1 protein-coding gene is annotated in these 706 nt (G+C 51.8%); it reads left to right on the forward strand.

What is annotated here, in order from left to right; genetic code table 11:
• On the forward strand, positions 1 to 189 hold a 189-nt coding region (locus tag ACR0M3_RS20055; protein ID WP_480912426.1), incomplete at its 5' end, for a hypothetical protein.
• Positions 190 to 706 lie beyond the last annotated feature (517 nt).

A 706-nucleotide genomic window follows, 5' to 3' on the forward strand; every position in this document is an offset into this window, starting at 1 on the left:
GCAACCAGAACCAACAGGCTGAGAGGAATAAATCGACTGCTTTCGGCTTCGCCAACCGGCAGTTCAAACGTCGACTTCTTCAACACTATCCCCGTGCTCCCGACCTTCGCCCTTCATCAATTCATGCAAATTCAGCGAATGGCGGTTCTAGCGGGTCGCACTGCAGAGGAGTGGATCTTCGGAAAATGACTGGAATGGGCCGCTCCTCGAAGGTAGTTTGAACATGGAGCAGAGCTTGCTGCGGTCGCCATAAAGTCGGCAGTGAGCCGAGAGTGTGTGAAAACTCCGGCCCACAAGCTCTCTCGTTGCGCTCGTTTAAAGTGTCTGTGCAAAAGCTCTCCGAGAAGCCCCAGAGAATGTACGTAGAGGGTGTTTTCGGCGTATTTTGCCAGCGGTCAGAGTTTTCACACAGACAAGCCCATACCTCCCAAATGCTGCATGATGCACGAATGTCGGCTATCCGAAAACGAGCAACAGTCCGCTTATTGCAGAGATTGACAACACAAAAAGCCGAAGAAAACGTACATTGATCAGTCGCACAAGACTTGGCGCAAGCCAAAGCCCCAATAGGACGCCGGGTATCAACAGCATTGTCGCCAGAGCCTGATTAGAGCCAAATTGGACGTGTCGCGGTTTGCTGCCGCTCCTTTGATAGCATTTATTGCAGCAAAGGAGACGAACTATGGGACTGAAACGGACGGACGAA

It is taken from the genome of Ruegeria sp. O5 (assembly GCF_056535105.1).